Origin of the sequence: Paenibacillus sp. HGF5, assembly GCF_000204455.1 — a bacterium.
GTDB lineage: Bacteria > Bacillota > Bacilli > Paenibacillales > Paenibacillaceae > Paenibacillus_AQ > Paenibacillus_AQ lautus_A.
Map to the genome: position 1 here is coordinate 188,887 of NZ_AEXS01000019.1, position 19,465 is coordinate 208,351.

Consider the following 19,465-nt stretch of genomic DNA (forward strand, 5'->3'; position numbering starts at 1 on the left):
ATTCGATGTTTGTTTAGAGTATAAGGGAACAAAAAAAGAGCTATCTACTCCAAGCTCTTTACTTTGATATCTTCTCTTTACATGTTGTGCAGTTCTCTGTATTCCTGCGGCGTCAAATGGGTCGTTTTTTTGAAAAAGCGGTAAAAATACGGCGGAGAACTGAAACCCACCGCAGCGGCGATGACATGGATTTTGTCCGTCGTCTCCTTCAGCAGCTGCTTCGCTTTGGCCAGCCGTGCCGCATTAATCGACTCGGACAGGCCCTCGCCGGTCACTTGTTTGTACAATCTGGACAAATACGAAGGGTTGTGTCCCACGGCCTCCCCGATTTGCGTCAAGGACAGGTCGCCGCTTAAGTGATCCTCGATATACCGTTGAACTTTGGCAATCACCTCATGCTGCTGATCCTGCTTCCCCTGCTCTTTCCGGTTGAAGATGATGTCCGCCAGCCTTTCGAAATATTCGGCCGCCTCCGTCCACGAATCATGCTCCTCCAAATGAGTCAATGTGATATAATCCACCGCCCCTTTCCCTTCCACGTTCCGGCAGAGAGCTTCCATATCCACCAGGGACGGCATCATCACGGACACTAGGCCGTAATATACCTCCATTTTCAGCAAATAATCAACCTCCGGCGGGAAGGAAGAGGTATCGGTCACCTCATGGAGCAGCTGCATGAATTCCTCCCGGTCCCCATTGTCTAGACAGCCGCGCAGCAGCTCCATCCGCTTCAGATGCGAGCGAGAGCGCCCCAGAAAATGCCCCATACGATCCGGGCGGTTGCGCTCACCGGCTTCGGTCAACAAAGATTCGTGGCCGATCCCGAGGCCGCTGTCCAGCAGCTGCTTCAGTCCTTCGAATTTGTCCGGCAGCCGTTCCCAATCGACCCACTCGCCAGCCATGGCAAACGAAGTCTTCAATTTCAGAAGCGTTTTGCAAACGTCCTGAATTTGTTCCAGCATCCCGTGGACAAAACGCTGGACCCGTTCCGCCGCCGGACCTCGAACCTCCTCCGGATGCTCCTCCCCCTCCTCTTTGTGCTGCAAAATCCAGATCATCTTGGCCCTGCCGAACTCCACGGCCATGCCGTCGGTCATCGGTCCGAGCAGCTCGCCGATGATATTCTGGACCGCGTACAGCATCAGCGATTGGGCCGATGGACTTTCTTGCCTTTGCCAGCCGTCCAGCCTGCATAACAGCAGCAGGCAAGGCTTGCCGGGATCCAGCTTCATCTCCAGCTCCGCAAAGCGCTGCTCCAGTTCCTCCCGCCGAATAGGACCAGGTGCTTTTTGCATCAGCTCCAGAACGTACTGCTGCTGTAAAAACGGCAGCGCCATGCGCATATTGTCCCTCGCTTTGGCAAGCAGAATGTCCGCTTCTATCTCCTGGTCAAGCAGCTCTACGGTCTTCTCGATCGCGCTCAGCACGGCATCGTTTCCCTCGGCCTTGAGAACATAATCCACGCTTCCTTGCCGGGTGGCCTCCTGGATATAAGAAAAGTCGTCGTATCCGGTCAAAAAAATCACTTTGCAATGGGGCCACTGCCTGGATATTTCCTTTTGCAGGGCAAGGCCGTTTAACCCCGGCATTTTGATATCCGACAAAACGATGTCCATTTTCGCCCGTTTAAGCCAGCCCAAGGCTTCCGAAGAGGAATAAGCCTTATACACCTCCAGCTCGAGAAATTCCGCGCCAAGGCATAATTCCGCAAGCCCGTTCACGATAAAAGGTTCGTCATCCACGATCAGTATTCTGTACCTGCTCTTCATCCATCTCGCTCCTTTCTTGCTTTGGCAGTGTCATATCGATTCTCAAACCGCCCAACCGGCTTCTCGAAAAGGTCAATCCGCCAGCAGGCCCGAATTTTAATCGAAGGCGTCGGTGCACGTTGGATAAACCGGTGATCTCTCCTTTCACGTCCGAATTCGCGGTCATGGATTGCAGGTTCCGCAGCTTTTCGTCCGTCAACGTCTCCCCGTTATCCTCCACGATGATATGCAGGACATGCCGCTCAGCGGCCATGGCAACCCGGATTTGCCCGTCCGCCTCCTTCTCCTCAAGTCCGTGCTCGTATGCATTTTCGATTAAAGGCTGCAGGATGAGCAGCGGAACGTCCTGTCGCTCCCAATCACCGGGGATGTCATCCCAATAAGCCGATATCCGGTTATGGAAACGGATGGACTGAATGTCCACGTAAGCCTTGGCATGCCCCACTTCCGCCTTCAACGAAACTTCGTCGGCAGCGTTGCGGGTGATGAACCTGAAATATTCCCCCAAATGCCTCGTAAAACGAACGATATTTTCGTAATCCTGCATCTCTCCCATCTGATGAAGCGTAAAGAAGCTGTTATATAAAAAATGGGGGTTGATCTGGGATTGGAGCTGCTTCAGCTCGGAGCGCTGCGAGCGGATTTTCTGCTCAAACACTTCGTGGATCAGTACCTGCAGGCGCTTCACCATATGGTTAAACTGCTCGTACAGATAGTGGAACTCGTCATGATGCTTATGGCGCAGTTCCACCCGGGGACTGTCGAAATCGATGTTGCGGAATGCCCTCACCATCCGCTGAAGCGGCTGATGAATTCGGCTGTAGATCCAGCCCGAGAACAGAATAACCACCAGCAGGGAGAAGCCCGACAGCCCGAAAAAGATCATGCGGTATTTCCCGAGCGGACCCAGAAATTCGGCTTCGGGGACGTACACCACCAGGTCGGCATTCAAAAAGGCGGAGCGCTCCACGCTAACCCAATAGTTGGCCCCATCCGCCTTTACCTTCGTGTTGTAGGGAAGCTTTGAAAACTCGGTGCTTGTTAGCGCTTCCAAGTCGATGCGTTCGGCCAACCGGGGACCGATGCCGCCTCCGTCCTCCTGAGTCAGGACCCAGCTGTTGTCGACGCCGATGAGAACGGCGCCCCCGTCGCCCGTTGCCAGCTGCAGGAGCGCCGTTTGCATTTTCGGAACGGACAGCTCCGCCGCAATCGCAAAATTAGGCGGATTGCCGTTTCGCAATCGTTCCGGGTATACCATACCCAGCAGAAGCTTGTTCTTCCATTCGAAAATGACCCGATCGGGATGCTCCTCAAGCGCCTTCATCTGCTCTGGCGGCATGGCTCCTTCGTACGACACCTGCTCAATCGTTTTCTCAATCAACGGAATATATGTTTTGGCCTCCTGAACGTATTGATTGGAGCTTTGCAGCAGCCGCATTTTGCCCTGGAGGCGGTTGATCGCCTGAAAATATTCGGAACGGCTCATGGCGGGCGCGATGGTGCTTAGCTTTTGCAGGTCGGAGTCCTGCGACAAATCGTTCATCAGCAGCACCGTCGATCGCAGCTCCTGTTCCAGCGTACGCATGAAAAAATTAGTCCTCGCATTCAAAGATTGGGTAATTTCCTGCTCAACGCTCGCAAGCCCGGACTCGTTCATATACAGGGCAGCGGCGTAAACCGGCATAATGGCCAACAAAAAGCCGGCCACGATTTTGGGATAAATCGATTTGAACCACAGCAGCTTCATCGCTTGCCTCCACTTCGTTACCATGATCGCTTCGCCTAACCGATGAACAGAATAAAAACGGACCTTAACGTTTACATGATTGTTCACGACCGGTTAGCCCGGCTAAAGCAAGGACGTCCGACAACTTCGGGATATCCGCTTTCGCCGGGTTGAACCAGTATCGTTAAAGATTCTTTATGTTTGGGAGGGACGGACCGGTTAGCTTTCCACCATCAAGCTTGCGATCTCTCCTCTCGTCGAGTCGGGACCGACCTGAATGCGGAACTCGCCGGGCTCCACCACCGGCTTCAGGTCTAGGCCGATCAATTCCAGCTGCTCGCTGCCGATGGTAAACGTTACTTCCTGCGTTTCCCCGGCCTTCAGGAACACCTTTCGGAACCCTTTCAAGGCCTTCTCGGGACGGGTAACGGAGGCGGCCAGATCCGAGACGTACAGCTGAACGACTTCCGCGCCGTCCCGTGCTCCCGCGTTGGTCACGTCGATCCGGACCGTGGCTTCGCCGCCTATGGGGACGACAGCCGGCTCGACCGTCAGACGGCCGTAACGGAATTCCGTATAGCTTAAGCCGAAGCCGAACGGATACCGCGGCGCAAGGTCCGTCTCCAGGTAACGCTTGCCCCGGGTCCTTCTGGCATTGTAAGAAATCGGCAGCTGGCCAACCTCCTTCGGAATGGACAGCGGCAGACGACCGGACGGGTTGATATCGCCAAACAGCATGTCCGCAATGGCACCGCCTCCCTCCTGACCGGGATACCAAGCTTCGATGATCGCCGGAATAAACTCGTCGATCCACGGCTCCGTAATCGGCCGTCCATTGATATAAACGACGATCACCGGCTTGCCGAGCTTCTGGAGCTCCTGCAGCAGCTCCAGCTGCACGCCCATCAGCGTCAGGGTCGAGCGGTCAATCCCTTCCCCGCATTCCATATCGCTCTTTGCATCCCCGGTTACGACCGAGGCACCGGTTCTCAGATCGATGGTGCCCTCCCCGAAATCCCGTGCGCTGGAACCGCCAAGCACCATCACGATGACGTCGGCTTGCTCGGCGCATGCCAGCGCCCGAGGAAACCCCTCCCTTGAGTCGCCTTGTATGCGGCAGCCCGGCGCATACAGCACGCGGCTGTCTCCCAGCCGTCGGCGGATGCCGTCCAGCACCGTTACGATCTGCCCCGGCGGCTGGGGGGACGTATAATCGCCAAGCTGATGGTACGGCGTATGGGCGTTGGGGCCAATGACCGCAATGGTTCCGCTGCTCGAATCCAGTGGCAGCAGGTTTCCCTCGTTCTTCAGGAGCACGATGCCTTCAGCCGCAGCCTGGTAGGCCAGAGCGATATGCTCCTTGCACCCTATGACCTGCTCTGCCCAGGCTGGATCCACATAAGGCCGATCAAAGAGTCCCAGACGAAACTTTAGCTCCAACACGCGTCCGGCTGCCCTATTCAGATCGTCTTCAGTGATCAGCCCTTGCTCCAGCGCTTGCTGAAGATGTGCCCGGAACATGGTCCCGGACATCTCCATGTCGACACCGGCCTTCAGCGACTGGGTCGCCGCCTCCACGCCCGATCCGGCCGTATTGTGACCGCATGCCAACATATGGATCGCGCCGCAATCGGTAATGACGAAGCCGTCAAAGCCCCACGCCTCCCGAAGAACGTTTTGCAGCAGGTACCGGCTGGACGTGCAAGGGACTCCGTCGATTTCATTATAGGCCGTCATGATCGACAAGGCACCCGATTCAACGGCCTTGCGGAACGGGAGCAGATCGACCTCGTGAAGCTCCCGAAGGCCCATATGAACGGGTGCCCCATTGCGTCCTCCTTCGGAAGCGCCGTAGCCTGCGAAATGCTTCAGCGTGGCCAGCAGGCTGGTATGCGAATCCAGGCGCTCGCCTTGCAGTCCCTGCACGGCGGCAACCGCGAATTCGGCCACCAAATGGGGGTCCTCGCCGAAGGTTTCTTCGGTACGCCCCCAGCGGGGATCCCGTACCACGTCCAGCACCGGCGAATAGGTGGCCGCTCCCCCCTGAGCTCTTGTCTCGGCGGCAACGGCCCGGCTTATGCTGCGGAACAGTTCCGTGTTCCAGGTGCTGCCGATCGTGAGCGGTACGGGAAACACCGTCGCCCCGATCGCCATATGTCCATGGGAGCATTCTTCCCCGAACAGAATCGGAATACCCAGCCTCGAGTGCTCCATCGCATAACGCTGAATCGCATTGACCGCTTCCGCCCCTTCCCGCGGGGACAATCCGTTAGCGAGCGTCACCCCGGTCCAGGGATCGGCCCGCAGCGTGCCATACAAGGAACCGATTCCTCCCTCCGCAAGCTGCGACTTGAACTCCTCGGTTAGCTTGATCGTGCCGTCGTCGTTCCTTATGTAAGTGTTCCAGCCGAACGGCTGGATCAGCTGCCCGATTTTCTCCTCGACCGTCATCCGCTTCAGCAAGTCCTCGACCCGCCGCGAAACCGGCCATGCAGCGTCCTTGTAGTCCATGGCGCACACCCTTTCTTTTTCCTGTTAAATTCGATCTTATTGATCACAGCAGCCCTGCCGAAATTCCCGATGGAAGAAAAAGGCTCTCCGGCACGATCCGATCGGCCGAAGAACCTCCAACTATGCGTATCCTGCAGAATGGCTGCACCGCATCTGGACAAACCAGATCAACGGCTAGAACCCTCTCCCAACCTTTTCATGGGCGAGCACGCCTCAAGATGTTTGGCTCTGCCGGACGCGAACCTCCTCCGGCCGGTAAACCGTCTGCACTTGTCCCCCGGCATCGGTCGTAAACATCACGGTCCGTTCCCGTTCCAATTCGAAGGCGTAGACCTTTCCGGTTGCCGGGTCCTTTACCTCGACCTCTGCGCTTGCCCCATGCTCGGAGACGAAGACGTACAAGCTTCCTTGCCCGAACGTCAGCTTGCGGCCGTAAATACCCGGGAGCTCGCCTCCCTTCGGCCATTCCAGCTCAGGCGAAACGGCTGCGGAGCGGATAGCTTCCGCGTACAGCGCCTGGATCGGCTCCCAGCGCTCGTTCATCTCGACCGGGAGCGGGCACCAGATGAACCGTCCCGAGCCCAAGGTCACCGTGACGGGTGCCAGCGTCCCATCCAACCGGCCCGCCGGACGATCTACCGCCAGCGCGTTAATCTTCCGCTCGCCGAACGAAACGGCGAAATGCTCTCCCGCCAGCTCCAGCGTTTCTTCCCGAAGAACGTTGGCATGGACGGTTTCGCCGATCTCCTGCCGCAGACGATGCGGTGCCGGTCCCCAATACGCATCGGTGCGAAGCGGGCCGGTCCACAAGACCGTGCTCCCTTCCCTTGCCAAGTCGAGGAGCTGAGCAAACGCGCCATCGTCGAAATTATGCGCGCTCGGTACGATGATCAGCTTAGCCGGATAGCGCTTCAGGTCCCCCAGCTGATATTCGCCGATGCCCCGCGGATGGATGTTCATGCCGAACGTCAACGCGCGCATGGCCCTCGTCGTCGCTTCGTAAGCCAGCTTGCGGCTGGAAAAATCATTCGAATACGGGTAAACGACGGCGATATCCTCCAGCTGCCGTTCATCGTCGAAGAGGCCGGCTGCTTCCTTCATGAAGCGGCCGAAGTCATAGGACACATCGGCCTCAGGCTTCTGCGTTCCGTCCGCCCGAAGCGCCCCGATGTTGGATTCGTTGGCATTATCCATGAAGTAGTTAATATTCCAAATCCACTGCACGGCACCCGCGCCCCCGGTCGAAAACGAATACGCGTACTTCCGCTCCAGGATGCTGCGAAGCTCTTCCTCCGTCCGCTTGGCGATGCCGTCCGGACGCTGCACGTGCATGATGCCGGTCTCCTGGATCAGATTCGGCTTGTCCGGCGTTTTCGTAAATATGCCGTCCCAGGCCAGGTGATCGTTCTGCCACCAGGAGTGGACCGTCGTGTAATCGACCGCGGGGCCATAGAACGAAGGCGACGGACGCTGGGAGCAGATGCCCTCATCCTGCCCGACCGTTACCAGCTGGCGGGGATCGGAGCGGCGAATGGTGCCGATGAGCTCGGACGCCCACCGATTATGCATGTCCATGGTGAACAGCGTGAAATCGATCCACGGTCCCCACTTCTTCGGCTGCAGCACGCTGTTGAACAGCTTGTCGTTCGGACTCGGCGCAGGCGCCGACTCGAATGAAGGCAGCTCGCCCGGCGTCATGTTCCAGCGCTCCTGAAGCAGCGCCAGATCATCCCCGTGGCGCTGCCGCAGCCACTCCGACCAGGCCTGCCGCTCGAACCGGTCCCCGATCGATACCGGCCCCTCGAAGATTCGCTTCGGATCGAACAGCGAAGGCTCGTTGATCAGGTCCCAATGCACGTTGGTTGTGCCCCTGTGACGTCCGACGATGGAGGCGACGAAGCGCTTTTGCGCCTCCACCGATCGCGGATCCAGGTAGGGGTTCACGCCTTCCCAGGCTTCGGGCGCAAACGAGAAGAACGTGAACGTCACTTCCAGCCCATGCCGTTTGGCCGTCAGGACAAAGGCATCGATCGCCCGCATGACGTCCTCGGCCGCATGGCCGTCGGCAAACATGATCATCCGGTACCCCGTCCATATGCCCGTCCGGATCAGGTTGATCCCTGCCCGCTTCATCTCTGCCATATCCGCATCCCAACGCTGCACGTTCGGCAGATGGAGGAATTTGCGCGCGACGTCGGAGGTCATGTACGTCATGCCAACGATCGGAACCGTCCGCCCGCCGCGGCGGAAGTAATCGCGCCCGCATTCCAGCCGCTCTCCCGCCTGCAGCAGCGGACGATCGACGCCCCATACCGCCTGGGTCAGGGTGCGGCGCTCCCCGGACTCGGACTCGGCTTCGCAAACGATCCGGTACAAGCCCGCTTCCAGCCGTACGGGTACGGACAAGCGAAGCTGCTGCAGATCCCGCTGTTCCATGCCGGCTTCCGACTTCTCGTGTCCGGTCCAGACGGTCTCGCCGTCGTCTTCCTTGATAAGACTCACATCAAAATGCCAGGTCTGCGCCGGGGCGGACGTCCGGGACAGTGTCTGCAGCTGGATCGTCAACCGCATCTGCTCGTCCGGCTCGTAGGAGGCATAGTTCGGCTTCAGCCACAGCTCCGTCACGCCTGTTCCCGCGTATTGGGCCAGATCCTTCAGGATGTCCATCCCTTTCGTCTCCCAGAACGATGCCCTCAGCTGCTGGTTGATCAGAATCCAGCGGCCCCCGGCGTAATCGCCCTTATGCTGCTCCAGCATGACGACCGGAGCGGACCGCTCGCGTCGATCACGGTCCACGCCGATCAGCAGCGGCGAGATGACGGCGTCCATCGGACCGCATGCCCCCATCTCGGCCGGAATGTCGCTCGCTTTGGTCGGGTGCAGCGTCAAGCCCCAGGTCGGCTCCATGCCGAACAGCTCCTCTCGCCCCTGCAGGATCGGGTATTCGGCGGAGGCCTTCAGCTCCCGGACGCGCGATACGTCCACCGCCAGCGCATCATGGATATCCATTCGCTGATGATAAGCCAGCTGCTCGCGTTCGGCATGCCAGCTTCCGTTCAGCTCTCGAACCGGCCTGCGGAAAGGCACGCCCCCGGCATGAACCAGACCGCCGCCGGCCGTCAGGTGGGCTTCTATGGCCGCCCAAGCCGCTTTCGGAAAGTACGGTCCGTGCAGATGAACCAGCGCGTCCCAGCCGCCTTTCGTCAGCCGCTCAGCCACGTCCGCGGAACCAGCGACCACCGCCCATTCCCGCAATCCCTCCAATGCCTCTGCAGACGGACGTTCGCCTTCGTAAGGAAAATGCTCGTCGTAAAATACCAGCGTTCTCATCGACTTACTCCTTTCTCATCCGCGGCTGGCCGTCGACGTATACGGATGTTCCGCGCGTTCGGGCCCAGTCGGCGATCCGGGAAGGGTCGCCGGTCCAGAGGCGGTTCACTCCCCATTCATTGGTCTGCGGCCGCTCCTCGCATTCGATGCGGATGACCGGGAACAGCTCCGTCGGACGTTCCCGCGGAAGCCCTTCGATCCACAGTACGTCGCCCTCCTGTCGGAACGACAGCTCCTGTCCCGTTGTCAGCAGCGTTACCCGCGATACCGGCGTCACCAGATCTGCCAGCCTCAGCACCGGCCTCCCATCCCAGAAACGGATGATGAGATACAGCTTGTTGTCTTTCATCGTCTGCCTCCCGTAGGTGATGAACTCCGTGAGGTTCCCGCCGTCGGAGCCGTAGATGGCCTCGCCGTGAACGTCCAGCCACTCCCCGATCTTCAGCGCCCGCTCCACGAAGGCCGGCGGAAGCTGTCCGTCGGGCTGCGGTCCGACGTTAAGCAGCAGATTGCCGCCCACGGTCCCCCCTTTTTCCGCGCACTCGCACAGCATGTCGAGCAAAACGTCGGCCGGACGCCATCGTTCGCCGTTCGTGTACCCCCACAGCCTCCACGTGGTGACCTGGCTGGATTCCCACAGCCGCTTCTGATCCGGGACGATGACATGCTCCGGCGAGCCGAAGTCGCCCAGCACCTCGGAATCGCCCGAGCCGCCGCCGCCGTCCGCATGCAGCTTCTCCTCCTCGGACAGCCCTAGGCGATTGTTGACCAGGATGTCCGGCTGAATCGACTTCATCCGTTCCACCAGCTTGATGCTGTCCAGGTCCTCCGCGGTTCGCGGCCATACCCCGTCAAAAAAGAAATGATCGATGCGCCCGTATTTCGTGACCAGCTCTTCCACTTGGGCATGCAAATACTGCTTCATCGTCTCCCAGCCCTCGGGATCCTTCTCCGGTCCGTCGAAGTAAGCCGGGATCCGCCAATCGATCCAGGAATAATATAAGCCGACCCGAAGCCCCTGGGCTCGGAACGCATCGGTAAATTCGCGCACCAGATCCCGGCCGGGCGCCTGCTTCGCGCTGGAATAATCCGTCGTGGCCGTATCCCACAAGCAATACCCGTCATGATGCCGCGTTGTTAAGCAGGCATATCTCATCCCCGCCTTGCGCGCGGTGTACGCCCAAAGCTCGGCGTCAAAGAACTCCGGATTCCACTCGCAGGCCTTCCGCGCATATTCCGCCTGGTCCAAATGCTCCCGGAACAGAACCTGCTCGCCGCGCCCGTATTGGGCATAAGGCCCGAAATGAATAAACATGCCGTACCGGCTTTCCGTAAACCATTGCCAGCCTTCCCGGATGGCTTGTGTTTGCTTGGTCATGAACTACGTCCTCCTTATTCTGCACGGCTCTTGCCGTGCGGCCAGCCTTAATAAAGACTTTCGCTTCTAACTCTTTGAGCAGTCTCAAGGCTTCTTATGACCTTTACTCTAGCCCGGGAATCCCTGTCTTGAACACTTTACTTTTGAGAGAAAACTTTGATTTTGGCCAATATCGGAGAATTGAAGTCCTAAACGGTAACGTGGATCACTTTCGAATCCCCTTGGAATCTCCTTGAAGTTCGCTCTGTACTCCTCACGGAGCGCTCCATGGCGACGCACGAAAAAAAGCAACCCCTCCCCGGTTATCAAACCGGGTAAAGGATTGCCCTGTTCCAATGTTTCTTAGCCGTTAGCGTGCCTGAACTTACGACTGACCGGCTCTCCACTCATCGAATTGCCGTTTGTATTCATCAACGACCTCATCGAGACCGGCGGACTTCATTGCGGCCAGCATTTTATCGTAGGCGTCCTCGTATTTCACGACCCCGTGCATGACCGGATAAACGCTGGTCTTCAGCTCGGCGATGCAGTTGGCGTACTGCGAAGCAACGTTGGTCGGATCGAAGGTGAAGCCGATCGTGATGCTGTTCACGGCGTCCTCCGATACCGTTGTGCGGCGCTCCAGACGCGCTGGGTCCGTATTCGTCGGATAACGGTTCATTTCAACGTGGCCGAGCAGCCAGTATGGAAGCTCATAAGCCGGGGAACCGTTCTCGTTCTTGGCCAGATAGTCCTTGGTATTCTTGCCTGTATCCTTCCAATGCACATCCTTCACGCCGCTTTGAACGAGATCCATGTTCTCCTGGCTGCTGTATACCCAGTTCAAGAATTGAACGCCGGCCTCCGGGTGCGGAGACGTGGCCGAGATCCCGTTGGAATTGCGGATCGCGTAGGATCTGAATTTCGGCTGGTCGGCCAAATAATAAATATCCAGCTTCGCATCCGGGAACGTCTGAAGAATGGCGTCGCTCAAGCCGACGTCGCCCGGACGGTAGAGATAACGTCCTGCCAGCTCCTCCTGGTTAATAACCTCCGTCGGCGTCGTAAGCAGATCGCTCATGATCAGACCGCGTTTGTAAGCCTCGTTCATGAACTTCACGTCTTTTTTGAACTCCTCGGTTTCGAACCAGGACTTCACGTTCCCCTGCTGGTCGATGTAAATCATGTTGTCGGCCACGGTGAACGGATAGGTGTCGTAGGTCGTATGCAGGAAGTAGGCTGGCTCCTCCAGCATTTTGATATATACGTTCTTGTTGTCCTGCGGCCAGTTCTTCTGCAGCGTCTCGGCTGCATTGAGCAGCTCTTCCGGCGATGTCGGCGGCTTCAGGCCATTTTTCTCGAGCAGATCGGTACGGATCGTGAACATGCCATCGTTATAAGCGGTATCCGCCCAGAAGTTCGGCACGTACGTGATCTTGCCGTTGATTTTCGACGACTCCCAGATCCAGTCCGGCATGGAAGCTTTCAGCTCGGTGCCATACTGATCCAGCAGATCGTCGATCGGAATGATACCGCCGCTGCCCGCAAGCACCGTCGGTCCTTTGGTATCGTGCATGATGGCAATCAGCTCGAATTCCTCGCCCGTCGACATCATGAGGTTGGTCTTCTGATCCCATACGTCCCACGCGATGTACGTCGGTTCGTAGGTAAGGTTCAGACCGTCGGCCTCCAGCTTCTCGTTGATCGCTTGGACCGCCGCATCCAAATCCTGCGGCGCGGAGCCCGGAAGCAAATACCGTACCGGCAGCTTGTCCCCTCCGCCGTTCTCCCCGCTCGCCGATCCATTCTCACTGCCGGCGTCGCCGCCGCCGGAGCAGCCCGCGATCACGGAAACCATGAATATCGCGGCTAACCATAGTGCTAGCGCTTTCCTTTTTTTCATGCATGTGTCCCCCTGTCTTCATTTGGTTTAGTCATGCGGTACGATTCCTATCTTAAGGAGACATTAGGGAAAACGTATACTTCAAAATGATGGTTTTCGCCATTTTAAAACACTGAATCTGCCCGTCACTGCGCCTTTTTCGTCTCGATCGCATGCTGGCTGCGGAACTGGGCCGGCGAGATCTGGTAGTGCTTTTTAAACAGCGTGTAGAAATAGGTCGTATTCAGGATGCCCACCTGCTCGCTGATCGATTGAACCGACTCCTCGGTGCTTGCGAGAAGCTCCCGCGCCTTCTCCAGACGAACGGCATTCAGGTAATCGTTGAACGACAGCTCGCAATGCGCCTTGAACAGCTTGCCGACATAGCTGCGGGACAGCTTCACCTCGCCCGCGACCTGCTCGAGCGACATATCCGGCCTTGCATAATGCTTGCGTACGTACATCTGGATAAAATCCACCACCTCCGCATGCCGAACCGCTCCCGATTCCTCGGACAGGCTGCAGAGCCTAAGGATAAGATCCTTCAGGGCATCCGCGGTTTCCTGCAGCGTCTGAAAGCGGGTAATCCGCCGCGTAAAGTCGAGGAAGAGATCCGCGCTTTCCCGGTTTTTCACCGTATGGACATTGAGCTGCTTGTACAGGCCGCCGATGAACTGGTTGATGAAAAACATGACTTCATGGTAGTTGTAATCGCGAATTTCCTTGATCCACTGATCGATTTCCTTCTCCAATTTATCCCGCTGCTGCAGCTTGATGGCCTCGATGATGCGCTTCTCCCGCTTGTCCGGATACTGCGCCTCGGAATGCTCCGACTCCGCGGTTATGACCGGATCGCCATGGAACATCCTGCCCTTTCCCGCGAAAAAGCGCTGCTGGAAGCAGGACTGCGCGCAATCGAACGATTCGCGCAGCTCCTCGTACGTCTGCGCAGCCGTTCCGATGCCGACGGTGACGGACACGCGGAGCGTGCGGAGCATCTCGCCCTGCAGCTCCTCCAGCATGCCCAATACATGGAGCGGAAGCCGACTCTGCTTCATGGGGAGAATGATTGCAACGGTTCCGTCCCCCACCGTTGCCACGCTGGCTCCCTCCGGCTCCAGCATCTGCTGGGCCGCCTGGGCGACCGCCGCGCAGGTATAGGACTGCAGCTCCTCGTCCTCGCCCCCGGGCGAGCCGTCTAAGCTGTCGAGCAGAAGGACGGCCGCCAAGAAATAGGGGCCCTTGCCTTCGCGGGCCAAACGGCGGAATGCCGTCTCGTCGCCGCCTTTCAGCAGCTGCAGCACATGCGCCTGCCGGGCGACGGAAGCCTCGGACTCCATCGACTTCATTTTCTCCGTCATTTCGGCGTAAGTGTTATCCAATATGGCAAATTCGTTGATTTGCCGACGGTTTTCCTTCATTTTCGGTATGGCGCTCATTTTCTCCAGCAGGTGGCGGATCGGGTTGTACGCATGATGCGTCAGCCAGATCGACAAGAACATGCTGACGACGAAGCAGGCCAATGCGAGAACCAGCGCCGACGTTCGGAGGGCCTGCATGTTGAACAACAGATTTTGATACTGGCTAACGCTGATAAACGTCCAGTTCATATCCTTGGATTTGACGTAGGTAACCAGGCTCTTGCGGCCGTCGATGGAGCGGGTGAAGTAACCGCTTTCCGCGTCCGATTCCAGAATGGACTGGACATAGGACTCCTGCGATATATCCTCCATAAACCGGGACCGATCCGAATGGGTGATGATGGTTCCCTTCTCGTCAATGACGTGCAGCGAATCCACCGCTTCGTTGCGGTAGCCTCCGATCAGATCCTGGATAGTGTCGGTGCTCATGTTGATTACGATCGCGCCCTTGGAGCTTAGCGGCGAATAATAGCTCGGAAGGAGAACGAAAGTCAGGACGTCTTCGCTCCGCTTCGCCGAAGTGGCGGAAGAGATCTTGCGCGGGAACAGATGAAAATAAGATGTATTCTTGCTGTTGATCTCCTCCAGCAGCGCCTTCTCCTGCTCCTTGGTAATCCCCTTCGTATTCAGGTACGTGTTATTCGAACCGTTATAGATCCCGATCGAATGGATGAACGGATAGGTGGACTGGACCCGGTTAAGGGTGCCGAACACGCCATACTGTTTCACCGGATCGGCTTCTTTGTCCAATAGGGCGTTCACGATCTCCTTGTCGCTGAGCAGAAGGTTGCCCACGTTATACACCTGGTCACGGATGACGCTGGATACGGCGCTGTTCTGCTTCAGCATCGACTCGGATATTTTCCCTACCTCCTTCGCGGTGCTCCAGGAGAACATCATGTACAGGACGACGGTTACGAGGGCAATCATGGCTGCCGTGAGCAAAACAAAGCTGAGAAACATATTTCGATACACTGCATAACGGAATAATCGCTGCCGGATCATATTCTCCCTCCTTTATCATTCGGTCTGTATAGTAAACTGAGATCTTATCATTCATGAATATTACTAACATTATATGTAATATACATGTTAATTTAATGGGGTCGCTTTGCCATCCGATCACTTGGAACGGATTGATATTTTATTCTCATCTTACATTTGCTCAGGGCATACATCAATATGAAAACGCATTCTTTAATTTCCTCCCCAAACTTCCCTTCATAGACTTCATCGGCTAAACCCCTTATAAAACCAAGCTTTTCCGGTGATTATTCAATTCTGGCGACACTATGCGAAATACTCAAATTCGAAGTTTTTGCCGTTTTTTAAAGCAGGCGTTCCCCCTTTCAATCCGCTCAAACTCCATTTTCATAGTTTACTGCACGCGGCAACTCTCTTTACACTCGAAACAGAACTGCTACGCTTGCAGCCCCCATCACTTACGAAAGGACGTGCCTACTCATGAAAAAAAGCCGCTTCGGCTTCCTGCGCGAAATCCGCTCGAACGGATCCGCCTACCTGCTCGTCGTACCGGCTGCCATCTATACGCTGGTCTTCGGTTATTTCACGCTTCCGTACATGCTCATTGCGTTTCAGAAATTCAACTTCAAGACGGGACTCTTCAATTCCGCCTGGGTCGGGTTTGACAATTTCAAGTTCTTCTTCTCGTCACCCCGGGCTTGGGAGGTCACCTTCAACACCTTGAAACTCAATTTTCTATTTATTATCGTTGGCACGCTCGCAGCCATGGCGTTGGCCATACTGTTCAACGAGCTCCGCAGCCGCTGGTTCTCGAGGGTGACCCAATCCACGATTCTGTTCCCGCATTTCTTGTCCTGGGTAATCGTGAGCTACATCATCTACAGCTTGCTGTCGACCGACTACGGTATCCTGAACCGGATCCTGGCGTTCTTCCATATCGACCCCGTCAACTGGTACGCCTCTCCGCAATACTGGACGTGGATTCTTACGACCGCGGCGGTCTGGAAGGACCTCGGGATGAACCTCGTCATCTATCTGGCGGCTATCACGGGAATTGACGACAGTTATTACGAAGCCGGCCGGATCGACGGCGCTACCCGTTGGCAGCTCATCCGCCACATCACCATTCCGCTCATGCTGCCGACCATATCCATCTTAACCCTGCTGGCTCTGGGCAAAATCATGTACGGCAGCTTCGACATGATCTATGCCATCGTCAAGGACAACGGGCTGCTGTATCCGACGGTTGACGTCATCGATACGTATGTATTCCGTTCCCTCCGCACCATCGGGAATCCGGCACAGGCCATGGCCGTCGGACTGTATCAATCCGTGGTCGGCTTTATTCTCGTATGGGGCAGCAACAAAATCGTGAAGAAGGTGAATCCGGACCATGCCTTGTTCTAAAGCAAGCCGGAATCATTCGGAAGGGAGCGAAATCTAGATGACGTCCAGACCTAAATTTTTCGACGCCGTGAATGCCGCGCTGATCGGCATCATCTCCATTCTCTGCATCCTGCCGATGCTGCTTGTGCTCATGGTGTCCTTTACCGACGAAGCCAGCATTAAGCAATTCGGCTACCAGCTGTTCCCGAGCGAGCTGTCGCTGGATGCCTACAAGCTGCTCCTGTTCGGCAGCACGCCGCTGTACCGGAGTTACATGATCTCGATCATCGTGACGGTCGTCGGCACGATCCTTGCGGTCACCATCACGTCCATGGCCGGATATACGCTGGCCGCCAAGCATATCCGTTACCGCAACGGGCTCGGATTGTTCTTTTTCATTACGATGGTTTTTAACACGGGCCTGGTGCCTTGGTATCTGATCAACCTGAATCTCGGCATGAACAACACCATCTGGGCCCTGATCATACCGTCCTTGGTGTTCAACCCGTTCAACCTGTTTCTTGTACGCAACTACATGTCCCAAATTCCGCCTTCCCTGACGGAGGCGGCCAAGATCGACGGCGCGAGCGACTTCTATATCGCGTTCCGGATCTACTTCCCGCTCTGCATGCCCGTCCTGGCCACGATTACGCTGTTCTACGGCATTGCCTACTGGAACAACTGGTTCAATGCCATCATGCTGGTGGACAACGAGAAGTTGTATCCCCTTCAATACCTGCTGTTTAAGCTGAACTCCGAGATCAGCATGATCCAACAGATGCAGAGCAGCGGAGCCATCCTCGGCAGCCAGACGCTGCCGCAAGAATCGGTGAAGATGGCCACCGCCATTCTGACGATCGGGCCGGTGGTGCTGTTCTATCCGTTCCTGCAGCGGTATTTCATAAAAGGGCTGCTGATTGGCTCTTTGAAGGAGTAAAGGTTTTATCTACATGCCATGATCTCAGGGCATAAGCAGGTAACCAGGTTTTACTGAAATCAAAGAGGCTAACCGCTCTCACGGTTAGCCTCTTTTTTATATGCTGGATGTCTTTATGGATGCAACCTCTGCCGCTTCGAATGGAACATCGTCAATGGAGTTCGTAAGCGTAACCCTGATGTTATGCATCGGGTCAGTAACGGTAATCCGGTTTTTTAAAAGAACAGGATGAATGCTAAAACGCCCGGCTTTTGACTTCTCCTTGATAAGCCAATGCATCCTGGGCCCTTAACCGCTGAACCTCGCTCAGCTCCGACAACTCGGCCCATTTATATTCCGAATGCTCGGAGCTGAGCACAATTTCCTCGTGAAGCGGGATCGAACAGCGGAATATGCCGACCTGCGCGTTGATATGACTGTGATAATAAAATCCGGTCAAGACCGCATCTTGCAGGGTAAGGCCCAGTTCTTCGCGGCATTCGCGAAAAATCGCTTCATGGATCGTTTCGCCGGAATCCACCCCGCCCCCGGGCAAACTCCATCCCTTATTCCCATAGGTCCGTTTTAATAAGAGCAGCTTGCCGTCAGCGTTCAATATGATGGCATGCACACCAAATCTGTACGTGTCATGAAACCCCACGTTCATCCTCCCATCCCGTCAATAAAATGCTACCTCAAACGATCCTTCATTTCCTCCAGCACAATTCCCCACCATGAAGAGGAACGAACGGCATTAGGATCCATGTCTTTCAGCTCCCGCTTCATTTGTTCGAAGGCTGACTTCCACTCGCGCTCAGCCTGTAAAGCGTCCAGACGGGTTCCCGGCTTGATCTCCCCTCTTCTGAACTTCTCAAGTTTCTCGCGAAATTGTTCTGCCGTCAAAATCGTGGGAGGTGGATCGGGCTGCAAGCGCTCCGTTTGCTGCTTGAATCGAAGCACACGGTCCATAAAGGCGAGCAGGCTGTCGATGGAGGCGTTTATGTAGGTCGGTTTCTTTGTACCGCCCTCCGTTACTGCCCACACTCCCCCTGTATCCTTGTGGATCGCGACATGCAGCCCTTCGCTCCAGATCTCCCTTCCGATCGCGATATAGGCTCCGTGAATATCCTGTAGCGGTAACGCTTCATGAAACAGAAGACCCAGCGGTGGCTCCAGCGGATCAAAGACCGGCATTCCCCGATGCACAAGCGTTTCCACCGTCTTATCGGGCATTCCCAGACCGTCCAAGCTTCCCCTCATATAAGACAGCACTCCGTGATCATACAGCGTATGATATTGCGGCTCCATTCGAACCCTCCCTTAAACCCCTAAACCGGTACGTATTCTGTAACCTATGATGATGCAGCGCGGTCTACAGATACTCGCCGAAATAAAACTGCAGCGCTTCAGTGGAATATCCGTCGCTTCCCTGCCACTCCGACATCGAGAAGAAATCGTCGTCCCTTCTCGGACGCGTGCGGGGCGTATCCTTCGGAACCAGCACGCCGGCATATCCCCAAACTTCCATCAGCACGTCTCGTTCATGCTTGCTTGAAGGCAGAACATCCTTCAAGCGCTTCTCAAGATGACGCGGGCTATCTGTTTCGCCGCATCCGTCGACGGCTGTCATCAGCTTCCTCAGAATGGCGATATCCTCCTCGTTCACCGTCAGGTCCTCCTCATGGCTCAACAGCTCCAGATCGAGCCAACAGTAGAGCAGCTGATTCAAACGGATGCCTCCCCATTTGACCCGTTCGAAATTCAGCACGTTCAGGTCGGCATTCACGTAATCCCGGTCGGACTGGAGCCCGGCATGGTTACAGTCTCCGCAGCTGCTGTAATTCGGCATGGCCGAGCGTCGTTCTTCGTACTGATGAAGAGGCAGGCGCGAAGTAAGCGCCCAACTGGAAAGCGCGCTTCGCAGATGCACTTGTCTCGTGGACAGACTGTGCAGAAATGCGGCAGCAACCCTTTCTTTAGTAACCGTCTTATGTAAGCTATGAAGCCGCTGGATCAGCTCATCATGCCCGATGGTGATGGGGTCGAACATCAGCCTCATGCTCTTCGCGTAATCAAAGTCCTCCCCAACGAACGGCAAAGGACTGCTTTTCCAGCCGCTGGATGACCAGAACATTTGAAGTAAAACCTTTTTCGCCTTTTTGTCCACAGCTTCCCACTTCCCA

12 protein-coding genes are annotated in these 19,465 nt (G+C 56.3%); 2 read left to right on the plus strand and 10 right to left on the minus strand.

Annotated features, from left to right (window positions below):
• Positions 1-77 precede the first annotated feature (77 nt).
• From HMPREF9412_RS03690 to HMPREF9412_RS03720, 7 genes are all read right to left on the minus strand, one after another.
• Positions 78-1,769, minus strand: a complete 1,692-nt coding sequence (locus HMPREF9412_RS03690) for a response regulator (RefSeq protein ID WP_009589983.1) — start codon at positions 1,767-1,769, stop codon at positions 78-80.
• A complete protein-coding gene (locus tag HMPREF9412_RS03695; RefSeq protein WP_254663992.1) occupies positions 1,735-3,540 on the minus strand; it encodes a sensor histidine kinase in 1,806 nt (601 codons plus the stop codon). Before HMPREF9412_RS03695 ends, HMPREF9412_RS03690 begins: the two co-directional genes overlap by 35 nt.
• Before the next feature lie 174 nt (positions 3,541-3,714).
• The gene (locus HMPREF9412_RS03700) at positions 3,715-6,006 is read right to left on the minus strand and encodes a glycoside hydrolase family 3 N-terminal domain-containing protein (protein ID WP_009589961.1); all 2,292 of its coding nucleotides are present in this window, start codon (positions 6,004-6,006) and stop codon (positions 3,715-3,717) included.
• A gap of 213 nt (positions 6,007-6,219) precedes the next feature.
• Entirely contained in the window at positions 6,220-9,336 is a 3,117-nt protein-coding gene (locus HMPREF9412_RS03705) for a glycoside hydrolase (RefSeq protein ID WP_009590028.1), read from the minus strand.
• A 4-nt stretch (positions 9,337-9,340) separates the two neighbouring features.
• Positions 9,341-10,714: an alpha-L-fucosidase gene (locus tag HMPREF9412_RS03710; protein ID WP_009589805.1), complete on the minus strand. Its 1,374-nt coding sequence runs from the start codon at positions 10,712-10,714 to the stop codon at positions 9,341-9,343.
• A gap of 364 nt (positions 10,715-11,078) precedes the next feature.
• Positions 11,079-12,596, minus strand: a complete 1,518-nt coding sequence (locus tag HMPREF9412_RS03715) for an extracellular solute-binding protein (protein ID WP_009589842.1) — start codon at positions 12,594-12,596, stop codon at positions 11,079-11,081.
• A 125-nt stretch (positions 12,597-12,721) separates the two neighbouring features.
• A complete protein-coding gene (locus HMPREF9412_RS03720) occupies positions 12,722-15,001 on the minus strand; it encodes a helix-turn-helix domain-containing protein (RefSeq protein ID WP_009589883.1) in 2,280 nt (759 codons plus the stop codon).
• 459 nt (positions 15,002-15,460) lie between these two features.
• On the opposite strand from HMPREF9412_RS03720, the gene HMPREF9412_RS03725 reads away from it, so the two are divergent.
• Entirely contained in the window at positions 15,461-16,387 is a 927-nt protein-coding gene (locus HMPREF9412_RS03725) for an ABC transporter permease (RefSeq protein WP_009589944.1), read from the plus strand.
• A gap of 37 nt (positions 16,388-16,424) precedes the next feature.
• Positions 16,425-17,303 (plus strand): carbohydrate ABC transporter permease, encoded by an 879-nt coding sequence (locus tag HMPREF9412_RS03730; RefSeq protein ID WP_009590031.1) that lies wholly within the window; start codon positions 16,425-16,427, stop codon positions 17,301-17,303.
• Positions 17,304-17,538: 235 nt separating this feature from the next.
• Here HMPREF9412_RS03730 and HMPREF9412_RS03735 read toward each other — a convergent pair whose 3' ends face one another.
• The 3 genes from HMPREF9412_RS03735 to HMPREF9412_RS03745 form a co-directional block, all read right to left on the minus strand.
• Positions 17,539-17,943, minus strand: a complete 405-nt coding sequence (locus HMPREF9412_RS03735) for an NUDIX hydrolase (protein ID WP_009589775.1) — start codon at positions 17,941-17,943, stop codon at positions 17,539-17,541.
• Between the two features lie 29 nt (positions 17,944-17,972).
• On the minus strand, positions 17,973-18,590 hold the full coding sequence (locus tag HMPREF9412_RS03740) for an SUKH-4 family immunity protein (RefSeq protein WP_009590018.1): 618 nt from the start codon (positions 18,588-18,590) through the stop codon (positions 17,973-17,975).
• A gap of 64 nt (positions 18,591-18,654) precedes the next feature.
• Positions 18,655-19,449: a hypothetical protein gene (locus tag HMPREF9412_RS03745; RefSeq protein WP_009589816.1), complete on the minus strand. Its 795-nt coding sequence runs from the start codon at positions 19,447-19,449 to the stop codon at positions 18,655-18,657.
• Positions 19,450-19,465 lie beyond the last annotated feature (16 nt).

Excerpts from the sequence above, each read along its gene's own strand:
- HMPREF9412_RS03690 (WP_009589983.1), bottom strand. The coding sequence starts at position 1,769 with ATGAAGAGCAGGTACAGAATACTGATCGTGGATGACGAACCTTTTATC.
- HMPREF9412_RS03695 (WP_254663992.1), bottom strand. The coding sequence starts at position 3,540 with ATGGTAACGAAGTGGAGGCAAGCGATGAAGCTGCTGTGGTTCAAATCG.
- HMPREF9412_RS03700 (WP_009589961.1), bottom strand. The coding sequence starts at position 6,006 with ATGGACTACAAGGACGCTGCATGGCCGGTTTCGCGGCGGGTCGAGGAC.
- HMPREF9412_RS03705 (WP_009590028.1), bottom strand. The coding sequence starts at position 9,336 with ATGAGAACGCTGGTATTTTACGACGAGCATTTTCCTTACGAAGGCGAA.
- HMPREF9412_RS03710 (WP_009589805.1), bottom strand. The coding sequence starts at position 10,714 with ATGACCAAGCAAACACAAGCCATCCGGGAAGGCTGGCAATGGTTTACG.
- HMPREF9412_RS03715 (WP_009589842.1), bottom strand. The coding sequence starts at position 12,596 with ATGAAAAAAAGGAAAGCGCTAGCACTATGGTTAGCCGCGATATTCATG.
- HMPREF9412_RS03720 (WP_009589883.1), bottom strand. The coding sequence starts at position 15,001 with ATGATCCGGCAGCGATTATTCCGTTATGCAGTGTATCGAAATATGTTT.
- HMPREF9412_RS03725 (WP_009589944.1), top strand. The coding sequence starts at position 15,461 with ATGAAAAAAAGCCGCTTCGGCTTCCTGCGCGAAATCCGCTCGAACGGA.
- HMPREF9412_RS03730 (WP_009590031.1), top strand. The coding sequence starts at position 16,425 with ATGACGTCCAGACCTAAATTTTTCGACGCCGTGAATGCCGCGCTGATC.
- HMPREF9412_RS03740 (WP_009590018.1), bottom strand. The coding sequence starts at position 18,590 with ATGGAGCCGCAATATCATACGCTGTATGATCACGGAGTGCTGTCTTAT.